The organism is Vibrio sp. 10N.222.55.C7, assembly GCF_041473335.1.
In the GTDB taxonomy this organism is placed as follows: Bacteria; Pseudomonadota; Gammaproteobacteria; order Enterobacterales; family Vibrionaceae; genus Vibrio; species Vibrio crassostreae_C.
In genome coordinates, this window is sequence record NZ_JBFRSC010000077.1 from 1 (window position 1) to 19,074 (window position 19,074).

The 19,074-nt window shown below is 47.5% G+C and carries 1 protein-coding gene; it reads left to right on the forward strand.

What is annotated here, in order from left to right; translation table 11 throughout:
- The coding region (locus AB4482_RS22420) for a tandem-95 repeat protein (RefSeq protein ID WP_372181738.1) at positions 1 to 18,948 on the forward strand (18,948 nt) is incomplete at its 5' end.
- Positions 18,949 to 19,074: the final 126 nt, after the last annotated feature.

Genomic DNA, 19,074 nt, shown 5'->3' on the forward strand with positions numbered 1-19,074 from the left:
AACTTCAATGGCGACATTGATATCAGCTTCGATATCTCAGATGGTACCAATACGGTTCAAGCTTCTGCAGACCTAACCGTTAACCCAGTAAATGATTTGCCAGTACCTCAAGATCAACAGTTCAGTATTGCAGAAGACGGTACTTTACAGTTCACAGACGCGGATCTGCTTACAGGCGCGACAGACGTTGAAGGTGATAACCTGACGGTTGAGGGCATCACTTATGAAGGCACTGATGGCGTACTGACTGACTTGGGTGAGGGATCATATAGCTTTGCTCCAAACGAAAACTTCAATGGTGATGTGAGCTTTAGCTTCGATGTGTCAGACGGTACCGATACCGTGTCTGCAAACATTGATGTTAGCGTGACTCCTGAGAACGATCCGCCTGTTGCGGGCTCAACGTCCTACACGGTGAATGAAGATAATTCGATTACCATTTCTGATGCACAACTATTGGCAACATCTTCAGATATTGAAGGTGATGTATCGATAGACAGCGTGACTTACTCTGGTAGCGACGGTGTCCTCGAAATCAATGGTAACGGCACTTACACCTTCTCGCCAAATGAGAACTTCAGCGGTGAAATTGCACTGGATGTGGTTGTTGCTGATGAAGATGGTGCGACCGACTCAACGACCGCGGGCATCAATGTTCTTGAAGTGAACGATCCGCCGGTTGCAGGCCCTACGTCTTACACCATTGATGAAGACTCAGTACTTACCTTCAGTGAGTCTCAAGTGTTGCTTAACGCCTCAGATGTAGAAGGGGATGTTGAGCTTGTTGGTATTAGCTACGATGGCCCTGAGGGTATCTTCTCAGTAAATGGTGACGGCACTTGCAGCTTCGCTCCAAATGAGAACTTTAATGGCCAAGTTCAGCTTGATGTCACCATTCGTGATGAAGATGGTGCAGAAGTGGAAACCGTCATCAATGTTGACGTATTACCAATCAATGATGCGCCAGTGTCTGGTGATTTGGCTTACAACGTTAACGAAGATGGTTCAATCACACTGAGCCAAGATCAGCTGTTGTCTCAAGCGTCCGATGTAGAAGGCGAAGATCTAACCGCAAGTGACTTAACAGTTGGTGGTGATGCGACGGTTGTAGCTAACGATGACGGCAGTTTCACCATCACACCAGATGCGAACTTCAATGGTGACATTGATATTCAATTCAACATCACTGACGGTACTGACACGGTTCAAGCAACCGCCGATCTTACTGTTAACCCAGTTAATGACTTGCCGGTTCCTCAAGACCAACAATTCAGTATCGCAGAAGACGGTACGCTTCAATTTACAGACGCCGACTTACTTACCGGTGCCACCGATATTGATGGCGACGACTTAACCGTTGAAGGTATTAGCTATACAGGTGGTGATGGCGTACTGACCGACCACGGTGATGGTACTTATACCTTTGCGCCAAACGAGAACTTCAATGGCGATGTGAACTTCAGTTTCGATGTGTCTGATGGCACAGAAACAGTCAGCGCTAACATTGATGTGAGTGTGACTCCTGAGAACGATCCGCCAGTTGCGGGTTCAACCTCATACATGGTCAATGAAGACAATGCCATCACAATTTCTGATGAACAGTTGCTAGCTAACTCTTCGGATATTGAAGGTGCGGTGTCGGTTGATACTGTGACTTACAGTGGCACTGATGGTGTGTTCCAAGATAACGGCGATGGCAGCTATACCTTCCTTCCTAATGAAAACTTCAGCGGTGATATCAGCCTTGATGTGATTGTTGCAGATGAAGAAGGTGCAATTGATGAAACCACAGCAGGTATTACCGTTCTTGAAGTGAACGATCCACCAGTTGCGGGTCCAACGTCATACACCATTGACGAAGATTCGGTTCTGACGTTCAGTGAATCTCAGATTCTTGTGAATGCTTCGGATATCGAAGGCGATGTAGAACTTGTTGGCATTAACTACGATGGCTCTGACGGTATCTTCACTGTAAATGGTGATGGTACATGCAGCTTTGCACCCAACGAAAACTTCAATGGTCAGGTTCAACTGGGTGTGACCATTCAAGATGAAGATGGCGCAACGGTTGAAACACACATTAACGTTGATGTATTGCCAATCAATGATGCGCCAGTATCGGGCGATTTGGCTTACACCATCAATGAAGATAGCTCCATCACGCTAAGCCAAGAGCAATTGCTAGCAAGAGCAGGTGATATCGATAGCGATAACTTAGAAGCTATCAATCTATCTACTGATGAAAATGCGACCATCCAACACAATGATGATGGCAGCTACACCATCACACCGAACGCAGATTACAACGGTGACCTAGATCTGAACTTCGATATCATCGATAACGATGGTGGTTCAGTTCAAGTTGGCCTAGACATTACCGTGAATCCGGTTAATGACTTGCCACAAGCGCAAGATCAACAGTTCACGATTGAAGAAGACGGTACGTTACTCTTCACCGATGCTGACCTGCTTGCAGGTGCGTCGGATATTGATGGTGATGAACTGTCGATTGAAAACGTGCTCTACACTGGTGCAGATGGTGTTCTTAGCGATAATGGCGACGGCACATATAGCTTTGCTCCAAACGAGAACTTCAATGGTGATGTTCAATTCTCATTCGATGTCTCTGACGGTACTGATTCAACATCAGCTGTTATTGATGTCAGCGTAACGCCTGAGAATGACCCACCAGTAGCGGGCTCAACATCGTACACAGTTCAAGAAGATGGCCAAATCACGATCAGTGATGAGCAATTATTGGCAAACTCTTCCGATGTAGAAGGTGATGTTTCACTGTCTGGAGTATCGTACTCCGGTGATGACGGCTCTTTTGTTGATAATGGCAATGGTACTTACACCTTTACGCCAAATGAAAACTTCGATGGTGATATTTCACTAGACGTTGTTGTCGTTGACGAAGACGGTGCAACCGCAACCACAACCGCTGGCATCGATGTTATCGCTGTGAATGACGGACCTGAAACTTCGGGCATTCAGGCTGAAGTCGATGAAGATAATTCAATCACCATTACTCAAGAGCAGTTACTCGCTAATGCGACCGATGTTGAAGGTGATGAGTTAACGGCATCTAACCTACAAACCAACGATCCAGATGCGACAATTGTTACTAATGACGATGGTTCATTCACTATTACGCACACAGAAAACTTCAATGGCGAGTTGGACTTCACATACAGCATCAGTGATGGTGAGAATGAAGTTCTGACGACACTCGACTTGACGGTTAACCCTGTCAACGATGCGCCAGAAGCGGGCGATGAAATCTTCATCCAAGCGCAAGAAGACCAAACAGTTGGTGTGACACTTCGTGAAGAACCAGCACTACGTTTAGACCAAGCGCCAGAAAACGGCATCATTGAAGCAAATGTGAATGACGAATGGGTGGTACTGGAAGTAGGACAAGAAGTTCCTGCAGATACCGAAGTGCGCTTTGTTCCAAGTGAAGATGCTCTTGCTGAAGGTACACACACCACACAAATCGGTACGTTTGACGATAACGCGAGTGTGGATGATTGGGGTACAGAAGTTGACCCTTATACGCGTGAGTTCTCAGATGGTGACTTAACGGTAACTGTTCAAAGTAACGATGACCCTCTTGGTGCCTGGAATGGCAACACCCACATTGGTCATGGTATCGGTGATACTGACCGCCAAGGCTTAAGTGGTGATGAGAAACTGACGGTTTCAGTTGAAGGTCAAGACATCAATGAAATCAGTTTCCACCTAGATGGTTTGGGTGGCTGGTTCATGGAAGAGTCTCGTCACTTTACAGAAGTAGAAATCAAAGCGTTCAATGAGGATGGCGACCTAATTGACTCGATGACTTACCACAAAGAAGACCGTGGTACTTTCGAGACAGATTACACGCTAACGGTTGATCAACCAGTGTCCTACTTTGAGCTTGGTACCGTGCAAGGTAATGGTACTTACGTCGTTCAAAACATGACAGTGTCACAAACTTGTCATGATGAAGCGGTGTTTACATCGATTGGTGTAGATGGCTCAGAGATTACTGAAACGGTTGAGTTGAATATCCATGCGGGTGACAACGAAATCGAGTTAACGGCTGATCTTCCGAATATTACTGTCGATACCGATGGTTCTGCCCAGTTTGCTTCGGTTGTGATTACCGAAGAGCAACTACTGGCGCAAGCATCTGATATTGATGGCGACGACCTTGATATTGAAAATCTAGAGCTAGTGGGTGAAAACTCAGAGCATGCAACACTCACCGATAATGGTGATGGCACTTGGACGGTAACACCGGATGAAAACTTCCATGGTGAAATCGAACTTGGTTACCAAGTTACCGATGGTGAGCTGACAGACAGCAATATCATCAATATCAATTTCGAATCAGTAAATGATGCGCCAATCGTTTCTGGCCCGATTGTTCTATCGACAGATGAAGATGAAGGTATCACGTTCAGTGCAGATGACTTGCTAGCGAACACCACAGATGTGGAAGGCGATACGCTGTCTATTTCTGACATCACTTACGGTGGTGATAACGGTGAGCTAGTTGATAACGGCGATGGTACGTTTACCTTCATGCCGAATGAAAACTTCAATGGTGAAATCGACATCGACTACAAGGTGTTTGATGGAACTGATGAAGTTGCAACGCATCTAGACCTAACGGTCGTACCAGTCAATGATGTGCCGGTTCCGGGTGAACCATTGCACACCCAAATGCTTGAAAACGGCTCCATGATCATCGAAGCGAAAGACCTATTGTCTGGTGCGACCGATGTTGATGGCGACATTCTTCATGTCGAAAACCTATTACTTGCAGACCAAACGCAAGGTACGTTAACGGATAACGGTGATAATACCTTTACCTTCGAACCTGCAGAAGACTTCTACGGTGAAGTGAATCTGACTTTCGATATCAGTGATGGCCAAGCAAGTGCACCAAGCACTGCAAGAATTGACGTTGAAATTGTCAATGAAGGCCCTGAGGTGAGTGGTCCAATTGAAGCCACTGTTGATGAAGATGGTTCAATCACTATTACTCAAGAGGATCTGTTAGCGAATGCAACCGATGTAGATGGCGATAACCTTGAAGCGGTTAACTTTGCGACCAACGATCCAAATGCTGTTGTTGTAGAAAACCCAGACGGTAGCTTCACGATTACACCAAGTGCAGATTTCTTTGGTGAGATTGAATTTACTTACGATGTCACTGACGCAATCGAAACTGTTGCCGCTGACCTCAACCTAACCGTAAATCCAATCAATGATGCCCCAGACGTGCCTGACATGTCTTTCGCTACGGAAGATGGTCAAGCGATTACTATTACCGAAGCTGAATTACTGGCACAAGCGACAGACGTTGAAGGTGATGAACTGTCAGTTGTGAATGTAACGAGCGCAAGCGACACGGTAGAAGTTACAGACAATGGTGACGGAACATACACATTAACACCAGAGCAAGGCTTCTTCGGTAATGTTGACTTAGCGTTTGATGTGAGCGATGGCACTGATGTGGTTGCCGCAAACATCGACCTAAAAGTTGAGTTCGTCAACGATGCGCCAGAAGCGACACCGATGGTGGCAGATGTCGACGAAGATGGTTCAATCCTCGTTACACAAGAAATGCTGTTGGAGAACGCGAGCGACCAAGATGGCGATGAGCTATTTGCTTCTTCGCTTGAAACCAATGATCCGAACGCCAGCATTGTAGACAATGGTGATGGCACGTACACAGTGACACCTTCTGAAAACTTCAACGGTGATATTGCATTCACTTATGAGGTGAGCGATGGTGAGCTGAGCACGTCTAATGATATGACATTGACCGTGAATCCGGTGAATGACATTCCAATTGTTGCCCCAGGCATGTACCACATCGAAGAGGATGGCAGCATCCTGTTCACTCAAGAAGATCTGTTGAGTGGTGCGATTGATATTGATGGCGACGACCTAAGCGTTACTAGCATCAATTACTCTGGCGATGAAGGCACAGTCACCGACAATGGTGACGGCACGTTCAGCTTCGTTCCTGAAGAGCACTTCAGTGGTGATCTGCAGTTCAGCTTTACGGTAACAGACGGTACGGATGAGGTTGAACAAGACCTTAACGTTCATATTGAAGCAGTCGCGGATGCGCCGGATCTTGTGATAACCGATGGCGACGGCGTTAACGTTGATGACCAAGCTATTTTGGTTGAGCCAGGCGGCATTGTTGAACTGAACATTGCGGCGGCACTTGTCGACCAAGACTTGTCTGAAACACTCACTGTTACAGTAGATGGTGTGCCAGAAGGTTCGGTTATTCAATACGATAACGAAGGCGTTCTGAATGACCAAGAGAACGGTATCACCAGTTACAACGACACTGAAATCACAGTAACGTTTGAAGGTGAGACGGCTGGCTACCAAAACGCTGCGGGTTACTACAAAGTAGACGAAGACGGCAACATCACAGGTGTTGAAGTTGTTTACGAAAACGCATCACAAGTTGGTGGTGGCGGCGACCTTGTTCCAGGGCAAGATCAATTCAGCTTCCAAGTCGAGGAAGGCGAAAGCTTTAACCTGTTCTTAATTCCAAACGGACATCAGCACAACGACTTTGATGCGATGCAAGACGGTCAGTACGAGTTCCGTGCTGAGGATGGTTCGCCTGCGAACATGGATACGGTTGATCCTCAACTTGTCTTTGTGGCTGCTGATGGAACCGAGACAGTGATTCAAGGCCAGAATGGTGACGCGATCTTCCATGGTGGTTCAAGCTCTCAGCTAAACCAAGATGGTATCGAACATACTCGCACGACGGTTAATGAAGACGGCGAGCTGGTTTACGGCTTTGAAGATTTGTATGGCGGCGGTGATGCTGACTACACAGATTTCAACTTCACAATCGATGTGGGTGAAGTGAACAGCCAAATCTACAGCGGTGAAGTAACGGTTGGCCCTGATGGTACGGTGAACTTACCGACAACGGCTATCGAAAATTCACTACAAATCCAGTTACCAGAAGACTTCAACGAACAGTTTGAAGTTCATGTAACGGCAACCGCAACAGAGCTATCGAATGATGATTCTGAAACGGTCTCTCAAACCATCTACATTAACGCGACAGGCGCGCACATTGAGCACGCACCTGAAGCGCTGCCTGTTGCAGCAACAGTAGAAGAAGATGGTTCTATCACCATTACGCAAGAAGACTTGTTAGCTAATGCTCGAGATCTCGATGGCGACCATCTGACGGCTCTGAATTTAGCGACCGATGATGAGAGCGTTACGATTACCGATAACGGTGATGGTACGTACACATTAACGCCAGATGCTGATTTCAATGGCGATGTTAGCTTTACGTTTGATGTGTCTGATGGTGATGATGTTGTCTCTACCAACCTAGAGCTAACAGTTTCACCAGTGAACGATGGTCCAGAAGCACAAGACCAGGCATTCACAGTCGGCGAAGATGGCGTGTTAACCTTCAATGACCAAGACCTATTAACAGGTGCGACGGACATTGAAGGGGACGACCTAAGTGTTGAAGGTGTAACTTACACTGGCGCAGATGGTGTCCTAACCGACAATGGCGATGGCACATACAGCTTCGCGCCAAACGAAAACTTCAATGGCGATGTCAACTTCTCGTTCAATGTATCAGATGGAACCGATACGGTAACCGCTAACATTGATGTGAGCGTGACGCCAGAGAATGATCCTCCGGTTGCGGGTAGTACGTCTTACACGGTTCATGAAGACAACTCTATTACAATCAGTAACGAACAACTGCTAGCGAACTCTTCGGATATCGAAGGCGAAGTCGCAATTGATAACGTGACTTACAGTGGTAGCGACGGTGTTCTGGAAATCAACGGTGACGGTACATACACCTTCTCGCCAAACGAGAACTTTAATGGCGAAGTTAGCCTAGATGTTGTCGTGACGGATGAAGATGGCGCGACCGAAGCAACAACTGCGGGTATTACTGTCCTTGAGGTGAACGATCCGCCAGTTGCTGGCCCAACGTCATACACCATCGATGAAGATTCAGTACTGACTTTCAATGAGTCTCAAGTTCTGCTGAACGCTTCTGATATTGAAGGTGATGTTGAGCTTGTTGAGATCAACTACGATGGCCCAGACGGTATCTTCTCAATCAATGGTGACGGTACATGTAGCTTCGCTCCGAATGAAAACTTCAACGGCCAAGTGCAGTTGGATGTGACCATTCAAGATGAAGACGGCGCTCAAGTTGATACGTTTATTACGGTTGATGTATTACCAATCAACGACGTGCCAGTATCAGGCGACCTGGCATACAGTGTTGAGGAAGACGGTTCGATTACCTTGAGCCAAGAGCAGCTTCTTTCTCAAGCAAGCGATGTAGACGGAGACGACCTTACTGCTTCTAACTTGATTGTTGATGGAGACGCGACGGTTGTTGCTAACGATGACGGCAGCTTTACCATTACGCCAGATGCGAACTTCAATGGTGACATTGACCTAACGTTCGACATTAGCGACGGTACAGACACGCTCGTTGCGACGGCTGACCTAACCGTTAACCCAGTCAATGACCTTCCACAACCACAAGATCAAACGTTCAGCATTGGCGAAGACGGCATCTTGAACTTCACAGATGAAGACTTGCTAACAGGTGCTACCGATATCGATGGGGATGACCTATCGGTTGAAGGCGTGACTTACACAGGTGCCGACGGTGTTCTTACTGACAATGGCGACGGAAGCTACAGCTTTGCGCCAAACGAGAACTTCAATGGTGATGTGAACTTCAGTTTTGATGTGTCAGATGGCACGGATACGGTTCAAGCCAACATTGATGTCAGCGTGACACCAGAGAACGATCCACCGGTTGCAGGTAGCACGTCTTACACCGTTCATGAAGACAACTCAATTACCATCAGCGACGAACAGTTACTTGCTAACTCTTCTGACATTGAAGGTGATGTGGCAGTCGATAGCGTGACTTACACTGGCGCTGACGGTGTCTTTGAAGACAACGGTGACGGTACTTACACCTTCTCACCAAACGAAAACTTCAACGGCGAAGTTAGCCTTGATGTTGTCGTAACTGATGAAGAGGGCGCAACTGAAGCGACCACCGCGGGTATTACTGTACTTGAGGTGAACGATCCACCAATCGCAGGCTCAACCAGCTACTCAGTCAACGAGGACGAAGTTATCACCATCAGTTCAGAGCAACTGTTGGCAAACGCTTCTGATATCGAAGGTGAAGTGGCGATTGATAGCGTTAACTACACAGGTTCAGACGGTATCTTTACCGACAATGGTGACGGAACATTCAGCTTCGCACCTAACGCTAACTTCGATGGCGACGTAAGCCTTGATGTTGTCGTTACTGATGAAGAAGGCGCAACCGTAGCGACCAACGCAAGCATTGATGTTCTGCCTGTTAACGATGCTCCGGTATCGGGCGACTTGGCGTACAGCGTGGACGAAGATGGCTCAATTACCTTGAGCCAAGAGCAATTACTTGCTCAAGCGAGTGATGTTGATGGCGATGACTTAACAGCGGCTAACCTAACCGTTGGTGGTGATGCGACAGTTACAGCAAACGATGATGGTAGTTTCACTATCACGCCAGATGCTAACTTCAATGGCGACATTGATTTGAACTTCGACATTACCGATGGCGATGCGACGCTTCAAGCAACGGCTGATCTTACCGTTAACCCTGTCAATGACTTGCCAACAGTCGGTGAGCCACAGTTTGTGACTCAAGAAGACACCAGCTTTACCTTTACAGAAGAGCAACTGCTGCAAAATGCGGGCGACATTGATGGCGATAACCTATCGGTTGAAAATGTGGCTTCAGATAGCGGTACTTTGGTTGATAACGGCGACGGTACTTACACATTCGCACCGAATGAAAACTTCGACGGCAATGTGAACGTGACGTTCGACGTGAATGACGGTACAGCGACAGTACCAGCAGAAGCGACGATTGATGTTCAATCTGTGGTTGATATGCCAGAGCTGTCGATTGCTTCTGACCTAGTGATTGCTTCTGACAACTTCGAGTCTGGCTCAAACGGCTGGAATACCGGTACTGAAAGCTCACAAGGCTTCGAATCAGGTGACATGCTAGGTCGTATTGGTGGCACTGGTGGCGATGAAGCTGTCAGCAAAACTTACGACATTCCAAGTGATGTGAGCGAAGTTAATATCTCGTTCAGTTTCTACGAAATTGATTCTTGGGATGGTGAGTCATTCCAAATCTTTGTCGGCGGCGAAGAGCTTACTTCGTTAGATAACTCGGCGTTCCAAACTCAAGATGGCACTACAACGTTGTACGATTCAGCGGGCAATGAAGTCGGTGAAGTTGTTCACGGCGTGTCGCAAGGTGAAGGCTTCAGTGGTTGGAACGACCAAGCACATCAAATCAACCTAACGGTACCCGTTGAAGACGGCCAACTTGAGTTAGGCTTCGGTTCAACCTTGAACCAAGGTGTGAGTGACGAGGCGTTTGGTATCGACAACATCGAAATCACAGTGTCTGACGCGGATTACCAAATCATTGGTACTGAAGACACACCTGTACCACTTGATATTGATGCAGCTCTAACAGATACCGATGGCTCAGAAAACCTTGCTATCTTGATTGAAGACGTGCCAGAAGGCAGCTCGCTTTCTGCAGGTACCGATAACGGTGATGGCACTTGGTCATTGCAACCAGGCGAGCTAGAAGGGCTAGAGTTTATCCCTTCAGGTGACTTCAATGGTGATGTGGTTCTAACTGTGAATGCAACATCAACAGATGTTGATACCGGTACAACCGCAACAGCTACGCAAGACGTGACGATTCACATCTCACCTGCGAACGATGCTCCAGAAGTTGACGGTGATATTAGTGCCGTTACAGCCGAAGATAACAGCATCACGCTAACTCAAGAGCAGTTGCTAGAGCACGCTGTCGACATTGATGGTGATGACCTATCAGCAATCAACCTAACCACCAATGATGAAAATGCGACCGTTCAAATGAACGACGATGGCAGTTTCACCATTACACCGAGTGAAAACTTCAACGGTAATATCGAATTTAGTTACGATGTCACCGATGGAGAGGACATGGTCGCTGCTGGCCTAGACTTGACGGTAACACCTGTCAATGATGCGCCAGAGCCACAAGATCAAGCATTCACTATTGGTGAAGATGGGGTTCTTAACTTCACTGACGCAGACCTGTTAACGGGTGCAACGGATGTTGAAGGTGACGACCTAACAGTCGAAGGTGTGACATACACTGGTGCTGATGGTGTGCTTACTGACAATGGTGACGGAAGCTACAGCTTTGCGCCAAACGAGAACTTCAATGGTGATGTGAACTTCAGCTTTGATGTGTCAGATGGCACGGATACGGTTCAAGCCAACATTGATGTGAGCGTGACGCCTGAGAACGATCCACCAGTGGCGGGTAGCACGTCTTACACTGTGCATGAAGACAACTCAATCACGATCAGTAACGAACAGCTATTAGCCAACTCTTCAGATATTGAAGGTGAGGTTGCGATTGATAGCGTGACTTACACTGGCAGTGATGGTGTGTTCGAAGACAACGGTGACGGCACTTACACCTTCTCTCCAAACGAGAACTTCAATGGAGATGTGAGTTTAGCGGTTGTTGTTACCGATGAAGAAGGGGCAACAGAAGCGACTACCGCGGGAATCACTGTACTTGAGGTGAACGATCCGCCAATCGCAGGCTCAACCAGTTACTCAGTCAACGAAGATGAAGTTATCACCATCAGTGCAGAGCAACTGTTGGCGAACTCTTCTGATATTGAAGGTGAAGTGGCGATTGATAGTGTTACTTACACAGGCGCTGACGGTATCTTTACTGACAACGGCAACGGCACATTCAGCTTTGCACCGAACGCAAACTTCGATGGCGATGTTAGCCTCGATGTAGTGGTGACAGATGAAGACGGTGCGACAGTAGCCACCAGCGCAAGTATTGATGTTCTTCCAATTAATGATCCACCAGTATCGGGTGACTTGGCATACAGCATTGATGAAGATGGTTCGATTACTCTGACTCAAGAGCAGTTGCTATCTCAAGCATCTGATGTGGATGGCGATGACCTGACCGCAAGCAACCTAAGCGCAGGCGATAATGCAACTGTTGTTGATAATGGCGATGGCACCTTTACGGTAACGCCAGATGCTAACTTCAATGGCGATATCGACCTAAGCTTTGATATTTCAGACGGCACTGAGTCAATTGTGGCGAACGCCGATCTGACGGTAAACCCAGTCAATGACTTGCCAACGACATCTGATGTTTACGCGAACGTTGATGAAGATCATGTCATCACTATCACGCAGGAGCAGCTACTTGCGAATGCCGCTGATATTGAGGGCGACGACCTTGTCGCTTCCGACTTAACCTTAGTGGGTGACGATGCAACGATTGTCGACAATGGCGATGGCACGTTCTCAATCACTCCAAGCGAAAACTTCAATGGCTACATCGATGTTGCCTACAGCATCAGCGATGGCGACACTCCAATTGCCGCTAACTTAGGCTTAACCGTTGACCCAGTGAACGACGCACCGATTGTTTCTGCTGATGTGGCGATAACCATTGAAGAAGATGGTTCATACACCATTACTCAAGAAGAGCTCCTACAATTCGCGACTGACATCGAAGACGATGACATGACCGCAATTATTGGAGAACAGGGCGATGAAACAACCGTAACCGGTACAGTGTTGGACGCTGAAACCAGTAATCCAGTGTCTGGTGCAGAAGTCACCCTGACCGACAGCGCTGGCAATAGCTACACCACAGTAACGGATGATTCAGGTAATTACTCTGTTACAGGTTCAGTCGTTGACCAAGGCACGGTAACCATTGAACAAGAAGGTTCAATTACCAGTAGCTTCCTAGTCCCTGCGGGCGAAGATGTGAATGGCGGCGTAACCGCAATATCGGAAGTACTTGAAGAAACAGATATGCGTATCGTGGTCACATGGGGCGACAGTCCACGTGATATGGACAACCACCTATGGCTCTACGATACAGAGAATGGCAATGAGCTAGACCATATTTACTATCGCGACATGAGCCATGATCTTGGTGAAGGTAACGTTGTTCAACAAGATGTAGATGACACAAATGGTGGCGGCCCTGAAACCATCACCATTCCAAACTACCAAGATGCGGACATGCACTATTCAGTACACAACTACACCAGCAGAAGTTGGGATGTAGATGGTGTTGAAGATGTACAAGTTCAGGTGTTTGTAGGCGATACATTGGTTGAAACCTTCAGCCCAGATTTATCTGATAACCCATCAGGTGACCATTGGCATGTATTTGATATCGTGAATGGCGTTATTGTTCCAAGCCAAGATGTAGGCAGCGAGAATGCGTTTGATTTACCAACGGCAGAAGAAGCGCTTGCGAATGAAAACGGCATTGATATCTCTGAATTGCTAACCGGCGAGGAAGGTGATGATTCTGGTGAAACGGGTGGTAACGAACCAAGTGTTGGAGATGTTTCAATTGAGAACGCTCTTATCACTGACAATGGTGATGGTACTTACACCATTACACCGGAAGAGAACTTCAATGGTGAATTCTCGATTAGTTACAACGTGGACGATGGTAACGGCGGGGTTACGCCTGCGGAACTAGACGTTACTGTAACAGCAGTTAACGACCTTTCGGTTATTTACGACCACGACTACACCATTAATGAAGATGGTTCGCTGACCTTTACCGATGAACAGCTATTGGCTGGTGCAACGGATATTGACGGCGATGATCTTTCTGTCGAGTCGGTTAACTACGAAGGTACAGACGGTGTGTTCACGGATAACGGCGACGGTACTTATACCTTTGCTCCAAACGAGAACTTCAATGGTAATGTCGACCTAACTTACGATGTGAGTGATGGTACAGATGTTGTATCGGCGAATATTGATGTTCAAGTGGTTCCAATCAACGACGTACCGGTTACAGGCACAACCTCTTACAGCGTTGAAGAAGACGGCAGTATTACCCTAAGCGATGCACAACTTCTGGCGAACAGCTCGGACGTTGAAGGGGAAGTGTTTGTCAGCGATGTAAGCTACAGCGGCACTGATGGTGTATTCACTGATAATGGTGATGGTACTTACACCTTTGCTCCAAACGAAAACTTTAACGGTGACATCAGTCTTGATGTCTCTGTTATGGATGAAGATGGCGCAACCGCTGAAACAACCGCAGGTATCGACGTCATTGCCGTTAATGACTTGCCAGTTGCAGGTTCAACGACCTACAGCGTTGACGAAGATAACGTGATTACCATCTCTGAAGCACAGCTTCTTGCGAACAGCTCAGACATTGAAGGTGATGTATCCGTTAGCGACGTTTCCTACTCAGGCGCAGACGGTATCTTTACTGACAATGGTGATGGTACTTACAGCTTCGCACCAAATGAAAACTTCAACGGCAATGTCAGCCTAGATGTCACCGTTGCTGATGAAGAGGGTGCAACGGCTGAAACCACTGCGGGTATTGAAGTTATCGCGGTTAACGACGCGCCAGTGTCAGGTGACTTGGCTTACTCAGTGGATGAAGATGGTTCAATCACACTAAGCCAAGAGCAGCTGCTTGCTCAAGCATCGGATGTGGACGGCGATGATCTTACCGCTGCCAACCTAACCGCCGGTGATAACGCGACCGTTACGGCAAACGATGATGGTTCATTTACCATTACCCCGGATGCTGACTTTAATGGCGATATTGACCTAAGCTTCGACCTTTCTGATGGTACTGAAACGGTTGTTGCAACGGCTGACCTTACTGTGAATCCAGTGAATGACATCGCAGTTGTAGAAGATGTCGCTTACACCATTGAAGAAGACGGTTCGCTTACCTTTACGGACGAGCAACTGCTAGCAGGTGCTTCTGATATTGATGGTGATGAGCTTTCAGTTGCCGACGTGTCTTACACTGGCGCAGAGGGTGTGTTTACCGACAATGGCGATGGAACCTACACCTTTGCACCGAACGAGAACTTCAACGGTGACGTAAGCCTAGACTTCTCAGTATCTGACGGTACAGAGACGGTCGATGCTAACATTGACGTAACGGTAACAGACGTTAACGATGCACCAGTGGCAGGCGCAACGTCTTACCAAATGAACGAAGATGGCACCATCACATTGAGCCCTGAGCAGTTGATTGCTAATAGCTCCGATGTGGACGGTGAAGTGTCGCTTGATAGCGTGAGCTACTCAGGTGCAGACGGTATCTTGGTTCAAAATGAAGATGGGTCGGTAACGTTCGCACCAAACGAAAACTTTAACGGCGACATCAACCTTGATGTGACGGTTATTGATGACGACGGTGCAACGGCTCAGACTACCGCTGGTATTGAAGTTATTGCAGTTAACGACGCACCAGTGACCGGAAACGTGGCTTACTCGGTTGATGAAGACGGTTCAATTACGCTATCTCAAGAGCAGTTGCTGGCTAACGCATCCGATGTTGATGGTGATGCACTAACCGCAAGCAACCTATCTGCAGGTGACAATGCGACCGTAACAGCGAACGATGATGGTTCATTTACAATCACTCCGGATGCTGATTTCAACGGTGACATTGACTTAAGCTTCGATGTGTCAGATGGCCTTGAAACTGTTCAAGCTGGCGTCGACCTAACGGTTAACCCAGTCAATGACCTACCAACAGCAGAAGACCAAAACTTTACTGTTGAGGAAGATGGAACGCTAATCTTCACGGATGCAGACCTACTAGCAGGTGCTGCAGACATTGACGGCGATGACTTGTCTATCACTGATGTGTCTTACACGGGCGCAGAGGGTGTGTTCACTGACAATGGTGACGGCACTTATAGCTTTGCTCCGAACGAGAACTTCAATGGCGATGTAAACCTTGGCTTCACAGTGACTGATGGCACTGAGACAGTCGATGCGAATATTGGTGTGACGGTAACGGATGTTAACGATGCGCCGGTAGCGGGTTCTACGTCTTACCAAATGAACGAAGATGGCACCATCACAATCAGCCCTGAGCAGTTAATTGCTAATAGCTCTGACGTTGATGGCGAAGTGTCGCTTGAAAGCGTGACTTACACTGGCTCTGACGGCACCTTGGTTCAAAACGATAATGGGTCTGTGACCTTCACGCCAAACGAGAACTTTAATGGTGATATCAGCCTAGATGTGGTTGTGACCGATGATGACGGTGCAACTGCAACAACAACGGCAGGAATCGAAGTTCTGGCTGTGAACGATGGACCTGAATCTGAGGATGTGAAACTAACCACAGCCGAAGACAGCACCATTCTTATCACACAAGACATGTTGTTAGCTCAAGCTACCGACATCGATAACACCGCAGACGAGCTGTCGGCTTCTGGTCTACAAATCGACCCTAGCTTAGGTGAGTTGCTAGACAACGAAGATGGTACTTGGTCATTTACGCCAAACGAAAACTTCAATGGCGATGTGCCAATGACGTTTAACGTTAGCGATGGCCAAGAGACAATTTCAGTCGACGGCAACATCGATGTTACGCCAGTCAATGATGCACCTGAAGCGCCAATGATTGAGATGCAAGGCGAAGAAGATGTGGTCATGGTGATTGACCCAGCTTACATCGCGGGTCAAGTAACAGACCTTGATGGCGACGAGATCAGCATTGAGAGCATCACAGTTCGAGCACCAGCGAACGCGACCTTAACTCAGCAACCAGACGGCATGTATCACTTAGTGACTACTCAAGACTTTAATGGCTTGGTAGAACTGGGTTATCAAGCGACTGACGGTGAAGAAGTGGTTGATGGCTCGCTGAATGTGGATGTCATTCCGGTTAACGACGCACCATTCAATGTCGGCAACGCAATGATGACCACCAACGAAGATGGCGCGTTCACCTTCGATGCTGGCGACTTGATGAACTTGTTCGGTGACATTGATACCGCTGACCTTGTTGTTTCTCGCATTATCACCGCAGACGGTGAAGATGGCGGAGAAGTAACAGACAACGGTGATGGTACTTGGACATTCACACCAACAGGCGACTTTGCGGGTGTTTCTGACCTGCAAGTTGTCGTGAGTGACGGTGAGTTTGAAACGGTTCTCGATGTTCCTGTGTTCGTACGTCCTGTCGCAGATGGCGCGGTTATTTCAACTGACCATGACGGTCCATTGGTGTTCGGTGAGGATGAAACCGGTCACTTAGGACTGAATGTTGGCCTAGTCGATGATTCAGAAACACTAAGTAACCTAGTGATGACAGGTTTCCCTGTTGGATTCGAGGTAACAGATGGTGTGAATACCGTGATGATCACCGAGCCGGGTCAATACATCGACCTGTTCGATTGGGATATCTCAAACATTCAAATGACGCCTCCTGAAGACTTCCATGGTGAGTTCTTCGTAACCGTAAGCGCAACAACGGTTGATTACGGAGATGAGCCGGAAGCGTTTGAAGATGGCATCGATTCTGGTGATTTCGAAACCGTAGCGGGTGATTCCATCATCCTAACGGCGGACGACCTAATCGGTTTGGCTGAGAATGTGGATGCTGACAGCGATGATGAAGTGAAACTGGTTCATCTTGCCGACCGCAGCCAAGGTGAGATTGTCGATAATGGCGATGGCACTTGGACTTTCACTCCAGCACCAGGCTTTACTGGCGAAGCAGACATTGCGTACGTAGTTGATAAAGATGGCGTGCTTCATGATGAGCAAACTGGCGTAGTCGTGAAAGAAGGTGACTCACAAGAGAATGCAGCACCAGAAGTTGACAGCATCACGACGACGGAAATCGCAGCGGATGCAACCTTGTCGTTCACTGATGAAGACATGTTAGCGAATCTGAGCGATGCAGAAGGCGATAGCTTGAGCATTGAGTCAGTGAGCTTGATGGAAGGTCAGGGCGTAATTGAGAGCGATAACCAAGGTAACTATCAATTCACACCTGCTGAAGACTACACCGGTGATGTTCAAGTTGGATTTATAGCGACCGATGGCGAAAATCGCATCGAAAGCTTCTTCAATGTGGATATCCAAGGCGGAGATGAAGCAGCGGCGAGTGAAGGTTATGCCTTAGCTGATGATGGTTCACTAACTATCACGGATGCACAGCTGGTGGATGAGTTAGGCGTCAGTGATTCTGCACAAGTTGTTGATGTTGCAGACGCGAACGATGCTGGCTTCTTTGCCGAATCAGGTGAAGGTGAGTGGACTTACTGGCCGAACGAAGACTTCGATGGCAATTTAGCGATGAATGTTGAAGTTAACGACGGCGGTGAAGTATCAAGTCACAGCTTAAGCATCCAAGTTGAAGATGATTCAGTACAAAGTGATGAACCACAAGTCCAAGCTGCTCAAGCAACAGAAGAGCAACAAGTGGAAGTGGCTCAACAAGCTGATGACCAAGCTCAAGATGCTGAAGCTGAAGGCAGCACAGCAGATGTAACCGCGGCACCGGGCGATACCATCTCTATCTCGATTCCAGATGAGGTGAGTGGTAACGAATCGGTTGATTACGCTGATATGTCTGGCTTACCTGAGGGCGCTACTGTGAACAACGCACTGGATAACGGTGATGGTAGCTTCACAATCAGTGGCAACCTAGAGCAGCCTGTATCCGTTGAACTTCCAGAAGGTTATGAAGGTACTAGCGAGATCCAATTCCAAGGTTACGACGAATTGGGTAGTTCAATAGACGGTGCTAGCGGTTCTGTTGAGGTTGAGGTCGATGATCAATACACCATGCAAGGTTCTACTCAAGAGCAGCAACCAGACATGGCGGGTATGGAATCTGGAGGCAGCGACTGGACAAGTTCAGGTGGTCAAGATCAAGGTGTTGACTTCACGGATGACTCTGGAAGCTTTGATTCAGATTCTCAAACTGGAACCGATCAAGGCAACGACTTCGACCAAAGCTCGATTTAATCGAGAGGGCTTGGTTTTAGTCTGAACCGACATTTAGTCTAAACCGACAAGTAGATAGGGCAGCGTAAAGTTGCCCTCATTAAAGCCATGTAGAGTTATTGATACATGGCTTTTTTTTGGTTCATC